The sequence below is a fragment of the Neobacillus cucumis genome, from assembly GCF_023715505.1.
Genome location: NZ_JAMBOH010000003.1, coordinates 196,807 through 212,235, shown reverse-complemented (window position 1 = coordinate 212,235; position 15,429 = coordinate 196,807). Strand labels below are relative to the sequence as shown.

18 protein-coding genes and 1 other annotated feature are annotated in these 15,429 nt (G+C 41.2%); all 18 genes read left to right on the top strand.

Features of this window, described 5'->3' with window-relative positions; translation table 11 throughout:
* The first annotated feature begins 3 nt into the window (after positions 1 to 3).
* The 18 genes from pilM (at position 4) to M3226_RS06130 (ending at position 15,401) form a co-directional block, all read left to right on the top strand.
* On the top strand, positions 4 to 1,002 hold the full coding sequence (gene pilM, locus M3226_RS06215) for a type IV pilus biogenesis protein PilM (protein ID WP_251563605.1): 999 nt from the start codon (positions 4 to 6) through the stop codon (positions 1,000 to 1,002).
* A complete protein-coding gene (locus tag M3226_RS06210) occupies positions 1,002 to 1,856 on the top strand; it encodes a PilN domain-containing protein (RefSeq protein ID WP_251563603.1) in 855 nt (284 codons plus the stop codon). Before pilM ends, M3226_RS06210 begins: the two co-directional genes overlap by 1 nt.
* Positions 1,853 to 2,659 (top strand): pilus assembly protein PilO, encoded by an 807-nt coding sequence (locus M3226_RS06205; protein WP_251563601.1) that lies wholly within the window; start codon positions 1,853 to 1,855, stop codon positions 2,657 to 2,659. Before M3226_RS06210 ends, M3226_RS06205 begins: the two co-directional genes overlap by 4 nt.
* 134 nt (positions 2,660 to 2,793) lie before the next feature.
* Complete coding sequence (locus M3226_RS06200; RefSeq protein ID WP_251563599.1) at positions 2,794 to 3,876, top strand: hypothetical protein; 1,083 nt, start codon at positions 2,794 to 2,796, stop codon at positions 3,874 to 3,876.
* A 446-nt stretch (positions 3,877 to 4,322) separates the two neighbouring features.
* Complete coding sequence (locus tag M3226_RS06195) at positions 4,323 to 4,895, top strand: Maf family protein (protein ID WP_251563597.1); 573 nt, start codon at positions 4,323 to 4,325, stop codon at positions 4,893 to 4,895.
* Between the two features lie 33 nt (positions 4,896 to 4,928).
* Positions 4,929 to 5,618, top strand: coding sequence for a RadC family protein (gene radC / locus M3226_RS06190; protein ID WP_251563595.1), 690 nt, complete (start codon positions 4,929 to 4,931; stop codon positions 5,616 to 5,618).
* A 163-nt stretch (positions 5,619 to 5,781) separates the two neighbouring features.
* Positions 5,782 to 6,804 carry a rod shape-determining protein gene (locus tag M3226_RS06185; protein ID WP_251563593.1) on the top strand — a complete coding sequence of 341 codons (1,023 nt, stop codon included), beginning with the start codon at positions 5,782 to 5,784 and terminating at the stop codon, positions 6,802 to 6,804.
* A 61-nt stretch (positions 6,805 to 6,865) separates the two neighbouring features.
* The gene (mreC, locus tag M3226_RS06180; RefSeq protein WP_098529841.1) at positions 6,866 to 7,735 is read left to right on the top strand and encodes a rod shape-determining protein MreC; all 870 of its coding nucleotides are present in this window, start codon (positions 6,866 to 6,868) and stop codon (positions 7,733 to 7,735) included.
* Between the two features lie 2 nt (positions 7,736 to 7,737).
* On the top strand, positions 7,738 to 8,256 hold the full coding sequence (mreD, locus tag M3226_RS06175; protein ID WP_251563591.1) for a rod shape-determining protein MreD: 519 nt from the start codon (positions 7,738 to 7,740) through the stop codon (positions 8,254 to 8,256).
* A 144-nt stretch (positions 8,257 to 8,400) separates the two neighbouring features.
* On the top strand, positions 8,401 to 9,081 hold the full coding sequence (gene minC, locus M3226_RS06170) for a septum site-determining protein MinC (RefSeq protein WP_285857744.1): 681 nt from the start codon (positions 8,401 to 8,403) through the stop codon (positions 9,079 to 9,081).
* Position 9,082: 1 nt separating this feature from the next.
* Positions 9,083 to 9,886: a septum site-determining protein MinD gene (gene minD / locus M3226_RS06165; RefSeq protein ID WP_251563589.1), complete on the top strand. Its 804-nt coding sequence runs from the start codon at positions 9,083 to 9,085 to the stop codon at positions 9,884 to 9,886.
* A gap of 240 nt (positions 9,887 to 10,126) precedes the next feature.
* A complete protein-coding gene (locus M3226_RS06160; RefSeq protein ID WP_251563587.1) occupies positions 10,127 to 10,927 on the top strand; it encodes a M23 family metallopeptidase in 801 nt (266 codons plus the stop codon).
* Positions 10,920 to 11,789, top strand: coding sequence for a M50 family metallopeptidase (locus M3226_RS06155; protein ID WP_251563586.1), 870 nt, complete (start codon positions 10,920 to 10,922; stop codon positions 11,787 to 11,789). The genes M3226_RS06160 and M3226_RS06155 overlap by 8 nt, the downstream gene beginning before the upstream one ends.
* Before the next feature lie 88 nt (positions 11,790 to 11,877).
* Positions 11,878 to 13,338 (top strand): Rne/Rng family ribonuclease, encoded by a 1,461-nt coding sequence (locus M3226_RS06150; protein WP_251563584.1) that lies wholly within the window; start codon positions 11,878 to 11,880, stop codon positions 13,336 to 13,338.
* 76 nt (positions 13,339 to 13,414) lie between these two features.
* Positions 13,415 to 13,497, top strand: a sequence feature (ribosomal protein L21 leader region).
* Between the two features lie 13 nt (positions 13,498 to 13,510).
* Complete coding sequence (gene rplU, locus M3226_RS06145; protein ID WP_098529848.1) at positions 13,511 to 13,819, top strand: 50S ribosomal protein L21; 309 nt, start codon at positions 13,511 to 13,513, stop codon at positions 13,817 to 13,819.
* A gap of 16 nt (positions 13,820 to 13,835) precedes the next feature.
* Positions 13,836 to 14,177 (top strand): ribosomal-processing cysteine protease Prp, encoded by a 342-nt coding sequence (locus M3226_RS06140; protein WP_251563582.1) that lies wholly within the window; start codon positions 13,836 to 13,838, stop codon positions 14,175 to 14,177.
* A gap of 1 nt (position 14,178) precedes the next feature.
* Positions 14,179 to 14,475 carry a 50S ribosomal protein L27 gene (rpmA, locus tag M3226_RS06135; protein WP_251563580.1) on the top strand — a complete coding sequence of 99 codons (297 nt, stop codon included), beginning with the start codon at positions 14,179 to 14,181 and terminating at the stop codon, positions 14,473 to 14,475.
* 380 nt (positions 14,476 to 14,855) lie between these two features.
* Positions 14,856 to 15,401, top strand: coding sequence for a Spo0B C-terminal domain-containing protein (locus M3226_RS06130; RefSeq protein WP_251563578.1), 546 nt, complete (start codon positions 14,856 to 14,858; stop codon positions 15,399 to 15,401).
* Positions 15,402 to 15,429: the final 28 nt, after the last annotated feature.

The window sequence follows — 15,429 nt, the reverse complement described above, 5'->3', positions numbered from 1 at the left end:
CATATGGCATTTTCCCTCTTTTCACCTAAAAACAGAATAATCAATCTGGTAATAAATGACCATTCAGTTCGCTTTTTGGAACTAAAACAAGAGAATCCGCCGACACCGCAAAGATGGTTTGAGCGTTTTTTACCTCCTGGGATCATAGTAGACGGGAAGATTGTGGATATGGATTCTCTATCGAGCATTCTCGAAGAATGTATTGACGAATGGAAAATCAAGAGACGTTCTATTCGTTTTATTGTTCCAAATCCGCTTGTCATTATCCGACAGGTCACGATACCAGCCGATGTTCAAGATGATGAAATAAAGGGGTATCTATATTTAGAACTCGGTTCCAGTATCCATTTGCCTTTTGAAGAGCCGGTGTTTGACTACTACTCACTGATGGATAATGGCAAGACAAAGGATTTACTTTTATTTGCTGCACCAGAGCAAAATGTGATGGAATACGTCGATCTGCTTAGCCGGTTAAAAATGAATCCTGTTGCGGCCGACATTTCCCCGTTATCCTTGTACCGTTTGTATCATAAACTAGACCGGGTCGAAGCAGATGAGGTTTTGTTCACTGTTCAGTTTGATTTAACTAGTGTGAACTTATGTATTTTTGATGAATCGGTCCCGTTGGTGATGCGGCAGTTCTCCTTGCCGTTTGATATGGATCAGTGGGAAATTTCACGAAATACACTAGGATTAATGGTTTGTAAGTTTAAAGGGGCACCTGAGGAACTGGTGATCCAATTTGAAGATATCTTTAAAGAGATGAATAAGTTATTAGATTTTTACCGTTATTCACATAATAATAATGATAAGCCGGATATTTCAAAGTTTCTCTTAAATGGTGACCATCCCATGCTAATGGCCATATATGATGAAATGAAAGAAAGATACGATATTCCTGTAGATTTCGTGGAGATTGATAGTGAAGCGAAAAATAAATATCCGAGCATCCCGACCAATCTTTTATTACCTTTAGGTCTTGCTTTAAAAGAGGTGCAATAATGTTAGTAGAAATAAACCTGCTTCCTCAAAAAGAACCTAAGAAATTTAATATTGTCTACCTATCTGCTATTGCTGCTGTCTTAATATTGATTGGCAGCGTTTATTTTTGGCAGATTAAATCTGTTAAGAGCGATGCCGAATCGCTAAATCAGCAAATTACAATGACTAAAAAAATTACCGAAAAAGAACAACAAAGTGCGCAAACGAATGAAGCCTCTACATCCGTTGATTTATTAAAATCAGCTGTAGATTGGGCAGATGCCTATCCGATTCAAACCATCCCGGTAATGAGATACCTTAATTCACTCCTGCCTGAACGTGGATTCATTCAATCTTTCGCATATTCAGAGAGTGGAACGGTAACAATTAGTGTGCAATTTGACACCACTCGTGAAGCGGCTTACTTTTTAGAAAGCCTAAAAAAATCAGACTGGATTGAGGATGCAAGTCTTAATTCTCTAACTGCAAATGAATCTGAGGAAACTACCGATAGTGCAACCCAGTCAACCAGCCAGAATGCTGTAACTGGTACAACTGGACAAACCACTGCTAGTACGACTAACACGGCTGCAACTGTACAGAGTACTACTACTGCAACCACAAATAGTCAAAGTACAACTACGAGTGGACAGACTAATCAGACTAATACAGCGGGCACGACAACGAATCAAAGCAACTCAAACTCGACAAATACAGGTGTTGCTGCAAATGGAACGTCTACAAGCACAACAAAGCCTGATAATAATATTCTTCCTCGATACGTTGGACAATTTGAAATTACGTTTAATAAAGAGGCAATAAAAGAATCAACGGATAAAAGCAAGGAGAATGAGGAAGGGGTGACTGCTCCATGAAGTTCCGCCTCTCAAAAATAGACAAAATCATCTTAGGCGCAGGTATACTTTTAATTGTCATGTTGATTGTTTATTTTCAGTTCTTCTCGCTCAATCCATTGAGGTCTGATTTAAGCGTCAAACAACAGACACTTAAGACTGAACAAAAGTTACTAGATGTAGTTACTCAGAAAAAAACAGAAACGACTGATTCTAAACCGGAGGATACAGTCGAACTACAGAAAAAGGTACCTGTTCAGCCGCTTCAAGAACAGTTCATCCTCGATTTAGAAAAAGCTGAAACGGTTTCGAATAGTGAGATCAAAACAATGAGCTTTTCTAAAGATGCGGATGCAACCGTGGCAACAGATCAAGCAAATTCACAATCTACTGCAACAGGTCAAACTAGCACTGCAACGCAAACAACTCAGGATACGGCCAATCAAGCTGCAACAAACCAAACTGGAACTACTCAAGCTGGAACTCAGCAGCAGTCTACAACGTCGACAAACGGTTTAAAAAAGCTAACCGTACAGTTACAGGTAGAATCACCAGCCTATAAGGATCTGGAGAAATTCATTGAAACATTAGAGTCGCTTACAAGAATTGTTGCGGTTGAAGCGATCAATTATACAGGCGGACAAGAGGTTACAAGTCTCGAAACAGAAACGCAGCCTCTAACATATTCACTTACTGTATCAGCTTTTTATATGCCAAGTCTTACTGATTTACAAGCAGATCTTCCAAAAATGGATGCTCCAGCCCCAGCTGGCAAGGACAACCCGTTAAGCGAGTTCCCTGAAACAGCAGCCACACAGCCATAGTTATCAATGTGACGAACCAACAAACAATTTGACGAAAGACTACCCTAACAAGACGACAAAAGTCTTGTTATTTTTTTTTGCCTATATGTTAGGATGAACCCAATGACCCTTCGGAAGAGAGAGGAGTACAAGCAGTGGACAAGCCTAACAAAGGCAATACAATCAAGATTAAATTAAATGGAGAACCCAAAACCTTTGAGGAAGAACCAAAGGAAATCGACCGCAAGCCAAACATCGGACCTATTCGAAAAGTGATAGAAATAGATTCGAATAAACTAGAAAATGATGGATTCTTAGAAATAGCCGCCACCCAGGAATCTGTCGATGAAAGCTTTGACTGGATCATTCCGGAATCCTCCGATCAAGATATAGAGGAATTTACAATTGCAGGCGATAAAAAAACAAAAAAGCCGAGCCTCCCCAAAATATCATCCTATTCAACCAATCCAAAAAAGAAAAAGGACCGTAACATTGTCACAATTGTTACTTCCGCTGCCTTTGCCATCCTAATAGGTACCACAATTGGATTTGTAATGTTGAAATTAGTGATCACAGGGCCTACAGATAAGGCGGGAACTGCAACAGTACCAACAGTGGCCGAAAAAACTGGAAATACGACAGTCGACAATACCGGAGAAAAGTCATCAAATGCTATTACCTTAGACCAAATGACAACCTATGTAATTCAAGGCGGTGTATTCTTATCAAAGGATGGTGCGAAGGAAACATCAACCGAGGTAACCTCAAAAGGGGTTCCATCACAACTAGTTGAAATGAGTGGGAAGCAATATCTATTCCTTGGAGTAGCCGATTCCATTGAAACAGCCAAATCACTGGGCAATCAATATAAAGCAGATGGAGTCGAAGATATCTTTGCGAAGCCACTGTTACTTGATGAAAAACAAGTATCCGGTCTAAATGACCAAGAGAAAAGCTTCCTAAAGAATGTACCTACTGTCTATGAAACGTTATCATTAGCAACATCAACTGCTCTAATAAGCGGTGAACTGTCTAAGGAATCGACTAAGGCGGTAACAGGCCTTGAGGAACAATTAAAGACGAGCGGGCTAAAGAATGCAAAGGTAACGAAGATAAAAACAGAATTAACGACCGCGGCCGATAAGCTAAATACTTATGAAAAATCCAAAAGTAAAAAGAGTCTCAGTCAGGCTCAGCAGCACCTATTAAACTTTTTAAGTGCCTATTATTCATTGTAGTCGACAAAGGTTGATATTTTCCGGGAAATAAGTCCTGCCATTATGGTGGGGCTTATTTGTTTATAAAATTAAACTTTGAGCGTTGTCTAGCAGCTGCCTATGGGCTTGGATTCATAACCTTATCCACGTTGCGGCTCCTTGGGACTCGAGCCATAAGCCACCCCCTGAAGAAGGTAAAAAGCGCCCTCTTGCAGTGTGCGTCTTATGTATGCGTCTCAGAACAGTCGCTTCCACATTTAGGCCAATCCGTAAAGAAGGCTAAAAAGCAGCCCTCTCGCCGGCTCGTCTGTATCCTTGAGCCCTGGTAAAGGCGCTTAGCTTTTCTTTTTGCATAATTTGACAATAATCTTCAAAATTTAATCATATTAAAATTGTTTGCTTCTAGAATTTCTGATAGGATTAACATGTATCTCCCTATACAAAATGACATAAGGTAAGGTGATTGAATGCAAAACCTCATTTTAGCCTCTTCTTCTCCACGGCGAAAGGAACTTCTAGAAAATCTCCACTTATCATTCGCGATCTCAAGCAGTGAAGTTGATGAAAGCTTTGATCCTGCACTCTCCCCAGCGGAAGTAGTCATGGAGTTAGCCGAGCGTAAAGCACAGGTCGTTTTTCGGAAGAACCAAGAAGCCTTTGTGATTGGCTCGGACACAGTTGTAGTTGTAGATAATCAAATTTTAGGAAAGCCAGCAAACGAACCAGAAGCTATTAGTATGTTAAAAAGGCTGTCAGGGCGTCAGCATGAAGTTTTCACAGGTGTTGCCATTGTAACTCCAACGGGTTCAACAAAATTTTATGAAAGAACAGAAGTATGGTTTTGGGAGTTAACAGACGAAGAAATCAACGCCTATGTGCAAAGTGGTGAACCGTTTGATAAAGCAGGGGCCTACGGGATTCAGCAGCTTGGAAGCATGCTTGTCAAAAAAATCAATGGAGACTATTTTGCCGTTGTCGGCCTGCCTGTCGCAAGGACCATAAGGGAATTGAAAAAGGCGGGATACACTTTGCCCTATTAGAAAAAGACTCCCACTAAAAGGGGAGGTAATTAAATGTCCACAAATACATTAATGATTCGTGATTTTCCGCAGGATGAGAGGCCAAGGGAGCGTTTTATTAACCATGGACCGCAAAGCCTGTCCAATCATGAACTGATAGCGATCCTGCTTCGCACCGGAACAAAAGATGAATCGGTCCTGCAATTATCCAATCGCCTTTTAACGCACTTTGAAGGTCTGCGCATGTTAAAAAGTGCGACATTAGAAGAGATGACGGAAATCAAAGGGATTGGTGCAGCTAAGGCGATTCAGATTCTTGCTGCGGTTGAAATTGGCAGAAGAATTGCCAATCTTAATTACACAGATCGCTATGTGATACGCTCGCCGGAAGACGGGGCGAAGTATGTCATGAACGATATGCGCTTCTTGACCCAAGAGCATTTCGTCTGTTTGTTTTTAAACACGAAAAATCAAGTCATCCATAAACAAACCGTCTTTATCGGCAGCTTAAATGCCTCGATCGTGCACCCACGAGAGGTGTTCCGCGAGGCATTAAAGCGTTCGGCTGCCTCAATTATTGCCCTGCATAATCATCCTTCAGGAGATCCGACTCCGAGCAGAGAGGACATAGAGGTGACGAAGCGCCTTGTCGAGTGCGGAAAGATCATTGGCATCGATTTGCTCGATCATTTGATTATCGGTGAAAACAAGTTTGTGAGTTTAAAGGAAAAAGGATATTTATAACACTAGGATAATATTTGACGTTAGGATATAATATTGGGTATGATTTTTTAGGATTGTTTTTTAAAGTAATCATTTAAATCGTACGATAAAAGACAAGATAATTAAGGTGATTACCTGCCTATAGAATTTGTGCATTTCGTAACAGAAAGGGAGATACAACAGTATGTTTGGAATTAGACCTAGAGATCTTGGAATTGACTTGGGAACCGCCAATACCCTCGTCTATGTAAAAGGAAAAGGCATTGTATTACGTGAGCCATCAGTTGTAGCCATGCAGACGGATACAAAAAGTATCGTAGCAGTTGGGAACGACGCAAAAAATATGATTGGACGGACACCGGGGAACGTTGTTGCCATGAGGCCGATGAAGGATGGCGTGATCGCGGATTTCGAAACGACCGCTGTGATGATGAAATACCATATTCGTCAAGCACAAAAAAGTAATAATCTTTTTTCAGGTAAGCCATATGTAATGGTCTGTGTACCATCAGGCATTACTGCCGTAGAAGAAAGAGCCGTTATTGATGCAACAAGACAAGCGGGGGCAAAGGACGCCTATACGATTGAAGAGCCATTTGCTGCGGCCATTGGTGCAAACCTGCCTGTTTGGGAACCAACCGGAAGCATGGTCGTTGATATTGGCGGAGGGACGACGGAAGTCGCGATTATCTCTTTAGGAGGAATCGTAACGAGCCAATCGATCCGTGTAGCTGGCGATGAGATGGACGAATCGATTATTTCATATATCCGCAAAAATTATAATTTGATGATTGGGGAACGCACCTCTGAACAAATTAAAATGGAAATCGGCTCTGCAGGTACTCCGGAAGGAATCGATAATATGGAGATTCGCGGTCGTGACCTCTTAACAGGTCTGCCAAAAACAATTGAAATTACAGCGAAAGAAATAGCGTCTGCTCTTAATGATACCGTTTATGCGATCGTAGAAGCAGTAAAAAGTACGTTAGAAAAAACGCCGCCTGAACTTGCTGCCGATATTATGGACAGGGGCATTGTTCTAACAGGCGGGGGCGCGCTTCTTCGCAATTTGGACAGTGTCATTAGTGAAGAAACAAAAATGCCTGTTTTAATTGCCGAAAACCCGCTTGATTGCGTAGCCATCGGAACAGGGAAGGCTCTTGACCATATCCATCTGTTTAAAAACAGAACAAGGGAAACTCGTTAAGCAAGAGCTTTTTAAAGACTAATACTTTCTTATCTATATAGAAAAAATGAGGTGTATAATCATGCCACAGTTCTTTATGAATAAACGACTGATTATTTTGCTTGTCAGCATTATTGTTCTCGTGGCATTGATTGGGTTTTCTTTAAGGGAGAGAAGCAAACTATCCTGGCCGGAGCAATTTGTCAAAGATACAACCGGCTGGGTTCAATCCTTGGTTTCTAAGCCTACAAACTATGTTGCAGGCTTTTTTGAAAATCTCCAGGACCTTACCAATACATACGAAGAGAATAAAGAATTAAAATCACGAGTTGAAAATCTTGCCAGCCTTGAAGCACAGGTTCAAGAGCTGAAGAATGACAATAAAGAATTACGTGATGTTCTCGGTGAAAAGAAGACCCTGAGAGATTATGAACCACTTCCAGCTACTGTGATTGGAAGAAACCCTGATCGTTGGCATGAAATGATTATAATCGACAAAGGTAAATTAAGCGGTGTTAAAAAAAATATGGCAGTTGTCACAGCTAACGGCCTGATTGGAAAAGTAAAGAGTGTGACTCAATTTAGCTCGACCGTTCAGCTGTTGAGTTCCATGGACCCGAAGAACCGAATTTCGGCGATTGTTCAAGGAAAAACCAATGTATATGGACTTGTGGAAGGCTATGACAGCGAGAAAAAATTACTTCAGGTCAAGGCCATCCCTTCTGGTGCCGACATTCAAAAAGGGCAAACCGTTATCACCTCTGGATTAGGGGACGTTTTTCCAAAAGGGTTAATGATCGGGAAAGTGGTCGAAGTAAAACAGGATCAATATGGATTAAACCTAACGGCTTTGGTAAAACCAGGGGCTGATTTTTATGATATTAAAACGGTCATCGTGACGAAAAGAGTTATGGCTCAAGCTGCTGATACAACGACCGGGACGGGGGAGTAATCGTGAAAAGATTCCTTCTCCCTCTTTTGTTTCTGCTATTATTTATTTTGGAAAGCTTATATGTTCAATATGTCCCAGAAGATCTTTTTGGTCAAAGCAAAATAATTGCTCCTCACTTTCTGTTTGCTGCTTTATTGTTTTTGACTATTTTTGTAAGCAAGAAACAAGGAATTATTTATGCAGCCATCTTTGGGCTTTTGTATGATATTGTTTACATTGAAATTATTGGAATTTACCTTTTCCTTTTTCCGTTTGTTGCCTATCTTACGTCCAAAATCTTGAATATCCTGCAAAATAATTTTATTGTTGCCCTTCTCATAACGATCGTAGGGATTGCTTTATTAGAAGTGGGCGTATATGAAATGGACCATCTGATCGATGTGACGGACATTGATTTTAAGAGTTTTATTAATTTGCGCTTTTACCCAACGCTTATCTTAAATGCGCTATTCGTGCTCATTACGGGATATCCATTAAAAAGGTTGTTCGAAAAACATATGGATGCAATGCGGGCTGATTAGTCTTAAACTTGATTTCTTTTTAAAAGAGGAGAATGGACCCCTCATGTCGAATTTCTATTAAATGTCTGTATATTTTGAATTGGAATAGGACCATAGGACTCCTATTCCTAAATTGTTTTCTTATTATGAGGTGAAAAAATCTCCATGAAAAAGCGGCAAAATGTTACAATAAAGGGTACGAAGGAAGGCCTTGTCCTTCATCTTGACGATACATGTTCCTATGAGGAACTAAAAAAGGAACTGGATCAAAAGCTATCAGCAAACTCCCGGACACAGGACGAGCGCAATTTAATTTCTGTAAAAGTAAACGTCGGCAACCGCTATTTATCCTTAGAGCAGCATGAAGAGTTAAAAGAGTTAATTCTCCAAAAAAGAAACTTGGTTGTCGATGATATTGTTTCGAATGTTATGACGCTCGAAGAAGCAAAACAACAAATGACTGAAAATGAGGTCATGACTGTTTCTAAAATTATTCGATCAGGGCAAGTCCTAGAAGCCCCTGGTGATTTATTATTGATCGGCGATGTTAACCCTGGAGGAACGATTATTGCTGGTGGAAATATTTTTGTAATGGGAACATTAAAAGGTGTTGCACATGCCGGCTGCTTTGGAAATGAGGAAGCTGTAATTGCTGCGTCTAGTATGAAACCATCTCAGCTCAGGATTAGTGATCAAATTAATCGCGCACCCGATCATGCCGAAAACAATGAACCGCGGGAAATGGAATGTGCTTACATAAATGAGGACCGGAAAATCATTGTTGATAGATTACAAGTTTTAGTTCAATTAAGGCCTAATTTAAACAGATTCGAAGGGGGACATTAAGGTGGGAGAGGCAATCGTAATTACATCCGGTAAGGGCGGAGTGGGAAAAACCACGACTTCTGCTAATATTGGGACTTCTTTGGCCCTTCAAGGAAAAAAGGTATGCTTAGTAGATACAGACATCGGTCTTCGAAATTTGGATGTAGTAATGGGTTTAGAGAACAGGATTATTTATGACCTGGTGGATGTTGTAGAAAAAAGATGTAAAATCCATCAGGCCTTGGTCAAAGATAAACGGTTTGACGGCTTATTATATTTACTTCCAGCTGCACAAACGGTTGATAAATCAGCAGTAACACCGGAACAAATGAAAGAATTAATGATCGAATTAAAGCAAGACTATGATTATATTATTATTGATTGCCCAGCCGGGATTGAGCAGGGCTTTCAAAATGCAGTGGCCGGTGCCGATAAAGCGATTGTCGTGACAACGCCTGAGGTATCTGCTGTTCGTGATGCCGACCGAATTATTGGTCTCTTAGAAAAACAGAATAATATGGAAGCGCCTAAATTAGTGGTCAACCGGATTCGCAATCATATGATGAAGACTGGGGATATGCTTGATATTGATGAAATCACCCAGCATTTATCCATTGAGTTGATTGGCATTGTTGCCGATGATGAAGAGGTTATTAAAGCCTCTAATCACGGCGAACCGATTGCGTTAAATCCAAATAGCAAGGCATCAATTGCCTACCGGAATATTGCCAGGAGAATTCTTGGTGAATCCATTCCGCTTCAGTCGCTTGAGGATGCAAACAAAGGTGTTTTTACTAAACTTAAAAAGTTTTTTGGTGTCAGATAAAGCGGAAGCGCCTTGACCAGGGGCGACAGGCATAAGACGAGCCGGCGAGAAGGCTGTTCTTTAGCCTTCTTGACGGGTTGGCTTATGACCCCGAGCCCCTAGGCGCTGTAGCTAGGCAGTAATCAAAGTATAACAAGAGCCTGTCCGCATTTAATTGCGGACAGGCTTTTTAATGTTGTCATACTCATCCTTCCTCGCACATAAACTTGTACAAAAAAGTAGGAAAAGGGTTGATGGGGTATGGCGCGGTCTACACCGGAAGAAATACGGCGGCGAATCGCCAAAAGAAAAAAAGAACAGGGTAACAATTCAAATTCAAATTCAAAAAGTCCTGGACGCCAAATAACTTGGCCGGGTGATGATGAGCATTATGATTTTAAGTACACGAGTCCTTCCGTGGATGGAGGTGATGATGCGGGGCATCCACTCTTTAAAAAAGAAGTGTTCTTTTTCAAAATCCTGGCCTCAGCGCTTCTTTTCTTAGCCGTTGCTATTTTATTCCGTAATCATACAGTAAAACTGGAGCCGGCTAGAGACTTTGTTACAAGCCAAATGGACAAGGACTTTAAGTTTGCCGTGGTATCCAATTGGTATGAGGAGAAGTTCGGTAAACCATTAGCGCTGCTGCCTTTTGCTGAAGATAAATCCTCTGATCAAAAATCAGTGGCAGAGAATCAGAATTTATCAGTCCCGGCAATGGGAAAAATTCTTGAAAACTTTCAAAAAAATGGTCAGGGAATCATGATTGAAACCACCAAGGACGCCGCGGTCCAGGCGATTAATGATGGGCTGGTTACTTTTGCAGGTGTAAAAGAAGGGATCGGAAAAACCGTCATTATCCAGCACTCGGATAAATCTGAAACATGGTACGGGAATTTGGACGACGTTAAGGTGAAATTGTATGAGTACGTTGATAAGAGAACCGTAGTTGGAACAGTTTCTGCCTCTGCGGGGGAAGATAAGACAAAAGGCCAATACTATTTTGCCATTAAAAAGAACGACAATTTTATTGATCCGATTCAGGTGATCCGCTTTGAATAGGACTATTACACTTCTAAGACTGGTTTCAATCCATCCGTTGTTGTGGATTGTGATTGCATTATCGATTGCTACAGCCCATTTCCTTGAAGTCTTGTTGCTGCTAGGAATTATTTTCATCCACGAGATGGGGCATGCTGCTGCGGCTTCTTTTTTTTCCTGGAGGATTAAAAAAATTTCCCTGCTTCCATTTGGAGGGGTAGCTGAAATGGATGAGCACGGTAACCGTCCGTTAAAGGAAGAGATGATTGTGGTGCTTGCCGGGCCGCTGCAGCATGTCTGGATGGTCGGGCTCGCTTATGTCTTATTTTCATTTCAGCTGCTCTCAGAAGATTTATTACACCTTTTTATCAATTATAATGCAATGATCTTCGTTTTTAACTTATTCCCAGTTTGGCCGCTTGATGGGGGGAAGCTGGTATTTTTACTGCTATCATTAAAGGATTCTTTTCCAAGGGCACATCAGCTGACATTACTGATTTCACTTTGCTGTTTGAGCTTGTTTTCCGTGAGTATTTTAGTAACAGCCCCTTTGCATTTGAATGTTTGGGTTGTGATCATCTTCTTGTTTTTCTCGCTTTACCATGAATGGAAGCAGCGCCGCTATATCTTTATGAGGTTTTTACTTGAGCGCTATTACGGGAAAAAGGCTACCCTTGATAACCTGAAGCCCATCCAGGCGAATGAAGAGGATTTGTTGATTCATGTGCTCGAAAAATTTCAGCGTGGCTGCAAGCATCCGATTATTGTGGAAGCAGATGGACGGGAAACCGGGAAACTGGATGAAAACGAGCTCCTGCATGCCTATTTTTCCGAAAAACGGCTGACCGATAAAATCAGCGACCTACTTTTTTCATACTATTAGGGTATAATAAGAAAAATGAGAGAAGCGCTTCGGTAACGAGCGCTTCTTCTGTGATTTTAAGAAAGCTTGTAAAGTGAGGACGCCTCAAGTGGAAACATTAATTGTCAACTATCATTCACGGGAAAAGCGATTTGCTTATCTGAGAAATAACCGTGTTGAAAATATTGTCATTGACCGACCTGAACATCGCTCGCTGGTCGGCAATATTTATTGGGGGACCGTTACAAAGGTACTGCCCGGTATGAACGCAGCCTTCATTGATATCGGCGAGGAGAAAAACGCTTATTTAAACCGAAATGTGCTCCCATCATATGTTCAATCAACAGAAAAACAAAAAAACGTCACCTCCTTTGTTCATCAAGGTGAAAAAATGCTCGTACAGGTCGAGAAGGATGCAACAGGCACCAAAGGCCCAAAAGTTAACGGAATCATTGAGATCGAGGGAAATCACCTCGTTTATATGCCACAGGGACGATATGTGGCGGTATCTAAGAAAATTGCTAATGAATCGAAGAAAACGGCATTGCGTCAAATCGGAAGCAAATTAAAAACGGAAGAAGAAGGGCTGATCTTCCGGACCTCAGCGATTTATAGTACAGAAGAGGAGATCGCCGCTGAACTACATACCCTAAGAGAACAGTATCAAGAACTATTACAAAAAGCGTCAGCCTTAAAAAAGCCCGGGTTACTTTTTCAAAAAGACACCTTTATTGAAATGATCAGCGCGCAAGCGGCAAGGATGAAAACGGGGGAAATTATCGTTGACGATATTTCCCTAAAAAAATTACTCGAATCAGTAAACGACAACGTCATCCTTACTTATTACAATGGTAAGGAAAATATTTTTTCTAGCAGCAAAGTGGAACATGAAATTGACAAAGCTCTGAAGAGGATTGTCTGGCTTGATCATGGGGCCTACCTTATTTTTGATGAGACCGAAGCATTAACGATTATCGATGTCAACACAGGGAAATTTTCTGGTAAGGTGGATTATCAGGAAACGGTCCTCAAAACCAATCAACTCGCGGCAAAAGAAATCGTCAGACAGCTTCGTCTCCGTGATATTGGCGGAATTGTTTTGATCGATTTTATTGATATGATCCGGGAAGAGGACAAGCAAACCATTCTCGGTACAGTCGAATTAGCATTAAGCAGGGATGAGAAAAGAACAAAAATCATTGGGTTTACAGAACTTGGCATTCTCCAGCTGACAAGGAAAAAGACAAAGGTTGCCTTATCAGAAGCCCTTAAGGTTAAATGCCCGGTCTGTGAAGGCACAGGCCGTATACTTAGTCCAGAAACGGTTGCCTTCCGGCTTGAGAGAGAGCTGTTAGAGCACCGCAACGCCGATTTTGAGGCCATCCTTGTAGAGACAACTCCAGAGGTAAAGGAGGCACTTCTCGGGGAAAATGAGGCCCATAGAGAGGTATTAGAAGAAGAACTTCTCCATCTTAAACTATATTTTACGCTACAGCATACTTTACCCCATTTTTATCAGCTGAAGCAGTTTGGAGATGTGAAGGAACTCTCTCAAAAAGAACTTCACTGACCTATGAAGTAACCAAATTGGTATTGACATATTCAATTAAACTATGTTAGTATCTTAATGTTATGTTTGTAGCGCACCCGTGCTACAACCGCACAGTGCAGGTAGTAAGCCTTTTGCTTTACGCATAAGCGCCTGTATTTGGCGAGTCTGAGTTTATAAGGAGGTGCAGTTCATGTACGCAATTATCGAAACTGGCGGTAAGCAATTGAAAGTTGAAGAAGGCCAAGCTATCTACATTGAAAAACTAGATGTTGAAGCTGGTGAAACAGTTACTTTTGACAAGGTTCTTTTCGTTGGCGGTGAAACTGTGAAAGTTGGCAGCCCTGTTGTTGCTGGCGCTACAGTTACAGCTAAAGTTGAAAAGCAAGGCCGTCAAAAGAAAATCATCGTTTTCAAGTATAAAGCGAAGAAAAACAACCGTAAGAAACAAGGTCATCGTCAACCTTACACTAAAGTAGTCATCGAAAAAATCAACGCATAAGGTGTTGGGAAAATAGATGATTAACATTACGATTTATCGTACTGAGTCCGGCACGATTCAATCGTTTAAAATAAGCGGTCATGCTTTTTTTGCCAATCGGGGACAAGACATTGTCTGTGCAGGTGCATCTGCAGTTTCCGTTGGTGCAATTAATGCAGTGCATGCTATAGCAGGTATCACTCCAGAGATTGAACAAGGAGATGGCTTTCTCCGCTGTGTAATTCCGGAAAACATTCCGGAAGTCATAAATGAGAAAGTTCAACTTCTTCTTGAGGGGATGGCTGTTTCATTACGAACGATAGAAGAAGAGTACGGAGAGCACATTAAAATAACCTTCAAAAAGCAGGAGGTGGAATGAAATGTTATTAAAATTAGATCTTCAATTGTTTGCATCTAAAAAGGGAGTAGGTTCTACAAAGAACGGACGTGACTCCATCGCGAAGCGCCTTGGTGCGAAGCGTGCAGACGGTCAATTTGTAACTGGTGGTTCTATCCTTTACCGTCAACGCGGTACAAAGATTTACCCAGGTGAAAACGTTGGCCGCGGCGGTGATGACACTCTTTTTGCGAAAGTCGACGGCGTTGTTAAATTCGAACGTTTAGGTCGTGACCGCAAACAAGTAAGTGTATATCCAGCAGCTGCTCAAGAAGCGTAAGAAAAAACATCAGAAAACTCTAACCTGATTGGTTAGAGTTTTCTTTTTGTATCAGCTGTGTTAAAGGTTATTGTTGACTAATAGCATGTTGATTGGAGCGGAAGGCGCGAAGACTCCTGCGGGAGTAAGGGGCTGGGGAGACCCCACAGGCGCTTCAGCCCCGAGGAGGCTCCCCGGACCGCCCGCGAACCGCTCGCACCTGGAGCGGAAATCAACGTCAAGTTAACAAGTCTTTATATAAAAGATCCTCATCCATAATCTTCTTTGAAAGCTCTTTTTGCCTCTAAAAAACTTTTCTTATACAAAAAAGTCTACTCATGTATGTTTTTTTGATATACTAACAGGAAACAGTGTCAACACTTAAATGTGGGAGTGTACATATGGGGAAAGAATGGGATATCGTGAAGGTGCTAAGGCACTCACGACATGATTGGTTAAATAAGCTGCAGCTGATAAAGGGAAATCTTGACCTTAATCGGATTGACCGGGCCAAACAAGTCATTGACGAAATCGTGATCGAGGCCCAGCATGAAACAAAATTATCAAATTTACATATGCCGTTATTTGCTGCGCTGCTCTTAAAATCTAACTGGGAAAATCCTTCCTTTAGATTGGAATATGAGGTGCTGTTTGATTCAGATGCCTCAAAAATCAATGATCTCGCTGTGACAAATTGGACAACTACCTTTTTTGAAAGTTTGAATCAAGCGATCGAGCCATTTCAAGAAAATAATTTATCGATTACAATTGAACCGCAAGCAGACGGAGTTCGTTTCTTTTTTGATTTTAGCGGGATAATAAGTAACAGAGAACTGATGGAGATCTTCCTATCGGATAAAACGGTTGATTTGTCCGTTAAGGAATTTACAGAAACCGAACTCTCCCTCGAGTTATTTATGCCAATGGTGAAAAATAACTCGGTGTGATATCAGTTAATTTATTGTGCAAGACTGG

What these genes read in the sequence shown, in the direction of transcription:
- pilM (WP_251563605.1), top strand. Translation starts at nt 4, where the DNA reads ATGGCATTTTCCCTCTTTTCACCTAAAAACAGAATAATCAATCTGGTA.
- M3226_RS06195 (WP_251563597.1), top strand. Translation starts at nt 4,323, where the DNA reads ATGCAAAACCTCATTTTAGCCTCTTCTTCTCCACGGCGAAAGGAACTT.
- rpmA (WP_251563580.1), top strand. Translation starts at nt 14,179, where the DNA reads ATGTTATTAAAATTAGATCTTCAATTGTTTGCATCTAAAAAGGGAGTA.
- M3226_RS06205 (WP_251563601.1), top strand. Translation starts at nt 1,853, where the DNA reads ATGAAGTTCCGCCTCTCAAAAATAGACAAAATCATCTTAGGCGCAGGT.
- M3226_RS06210 (WP_251563603.1), top strand. Translation starts at nt 1,002, where the DNA reads ATGTTAGTAGAAATAAACCTGCTTCCTCAAAAAGAACCTAAGAAATTT.
- minC (WP_285857744.1), top strand. Translation starts at nt 8,401, where the DNA reads ATGAAAAAGCGGCAAAATGTTACAATAAAGGGTACGAAGGAAGGCCTT.
- M3226_RS06140 (WP_251563582.1), top strand. Translation starts at nt 13,836, where the DNA reads ATGATTAACATTACGATTTATCGTACTGAGTCCGGCACGATTCAATCG.
- M3226_RS06160 (WP_251563587.1), top strand. Translation starts at nt 10,127, where the DNA reads ATGGCGCGGTCTACACCGGAAGAAATACGGCGGCGAATCGCCAAAAGA.
- mreC (WP_098529841.1), top strand. Translation starts at nt 6,866, where the DNA reads ATGCCACAGTTCTTTATGAATAAACGACTGATTATTTTGCTTGTCAGC.
- M3226_RS06185 (WP_251563593.1), top strand. Translation starts at nt 5,782, where the DNA reads ATGTTTGGAATTAGACCTAGAGATCTTGGAATTGACTTGGGAACCGCC.
- M3226_RS06130 (WP_251563578.1), top strand. Translation starts at nt 14,856, where the DNA reads ATGGGGAAAGAATGGGATATCGTGAAGGTGCTAAGGCACTCACGACAT.
- rplU (WP_098529848.1), top strand. Translation starts at nt 13,511, where the DNA reads ATGTACGCAATTATCGAAACTGGCGGTAAGCAATTGAAAGTTGAAGAA.
- radC (WP_251563595.1), top strand. Translation starts at nt 4,929, where the DNA reads ATGTCCACAAATACATTAATGATTCGTGATTTTCCGCAGGATGAGAGG.